The 1,326-nt window shown below is 28.5% G+C and carries 1 protein-coding gene; it reads left to right on the top strand.

What is annotated here, in order from left to right:
- Positions 1 to 152: 152 nt before the first annotated feature.
- Positions 153 to 1,085 carry a tyrosine-type recombinase/integrase gene (locus F564_RS19700; protein ID WP_051259739.1) on the top strand — a complete coding sequence of 311 codons (933 nt, stop codon included), beginning with the start codon at positions 153 to 155 and terminating at the stop codon, positions 1,083 to 1,085.
- Positions 1,086 to 1,326 lie beyond the last annotated feature (241 nt).

The raw sequence follows: 1,326 nt of genomic DNA, 5'->3' as shown, positions 1-1,326 counted from the left end.
CGGAATTATGAACTCCTGATGGAAAATTCAGAAAACATGGTCAAATTATCCGCTTTAAAAAATTTATTGAATAAAATTTAAACAGGCTCTTAACAGATTATGAGGAATTTGAATTGAGTTTTTTAAATGCAAAAAAGCCTTTTTTTATAAATATGTTTGATGATGTTTATAAGAAAAAAGAGTTTTTAAATTTTAATGATTTCTTTAAATTAGAGTTGGAAAATTCAAATCTAAGTCCGGTAACAAAAAAGAATCAAAAAAGCACTTTAAACCGGCTAAATGAGTTTAATAATGATATAAGTTTTGATTCTATAAACTTTGAATTTTTGCACGATTTCGAAAGGTTTTTAAGGTCTTCTAAATGTGATATAAAATTTAAAGACCAGCCTATTAGAAAATTAAATCAAAATACAATTTACAAATATTTCAAAAATATTAAAACTTATGTCAATTTAGCTATCAATAAAGATTTGATGAATATAAACCAATATCCATTTAGGAAATTTAAGGTTAAAAAAATTGAAAGTGAAAGACAATATTTAACACCTACCGAAGTAGAATTGATTGAAAATTGTGTTTTAAAAAATGACTTGGAAAATTACCAGTTAGCAAAGGATTTGTTTTTATTTTCAGTTTATACCGGTTTACGTTATTCTGATGTAATGAGTTTAGAAATTTCTAATATTGTTTATGTAAATGGCGAAACTTGGATTATAAAAAAGGCTCAAAAAAATCTGCATAGTACAGAAATGCCGGTTAAAATTCCGATTGAAACACTTTTTAACGGAAAGGCTAAAGATATTATTTACAAATATTATAAACTTGGAAATTCTAATGTTTTCCCACCGGCAACAAACCAGCATTTAAATAGATGCCTTAAAAAAATCTCTGATGTAAGCAATGTTTTTAAGCCTATTACATTTCATTCCGCACGGCATACAACCGCAACTTATTTGATTAGTAAAGGTGCAAATCTTACAACGGTTCAAAAGATTTTAGGACATACTAAAATAACAACCACACAAATTTATGGTCATATAATGGATAGCACTATTTTAAATGATTTGAAAGCAATAAATTTTTAAATTTTCTTTCATTCAGTAAACTATAAATTTTATAAACGCCTTATTTTAGGGCGTTTTTTTATTTGTAAACTGTTTAAATTTAAATAGCGTTTAAACGGTGTTTAAATGGTTTTTCTATTTTTTCCTGCAGATGATAACCGGAAATCGTTCCAGGCGTTCGGTTCTGCAGATGATACCGGAAAGCGTTCCAGGCGTTCGGTGCCGGTGCAAGCGTTCCAGGTGGTGGGTTCCTGCAGATGAT

This window comes from Epilithonimonas tenax DSM 16811, from assembly GCF_000428485.1.
Lineage (GTDB): Bacteria > Bacteroidota > Bacteroidia > Flavobacteriales > Weeksellaceae > Epilithonimonas > Epilithonimonas tenax.
The sequence above is the reverse complement of the archived record's forward strand: the minus strand, read 5'-3'. Positions and strand labels throughout refer to the sequence as shown.

What these genes read in the sequence shown, in the direction of transcription:
- F564_RS19700 (WP_051259739.1), top strand. Translation starts at nt 153, where the DNA reads ATGTTTGATGATGTTTATAAGAAAAAAGAGTTTTTAAATTTTAATGAT.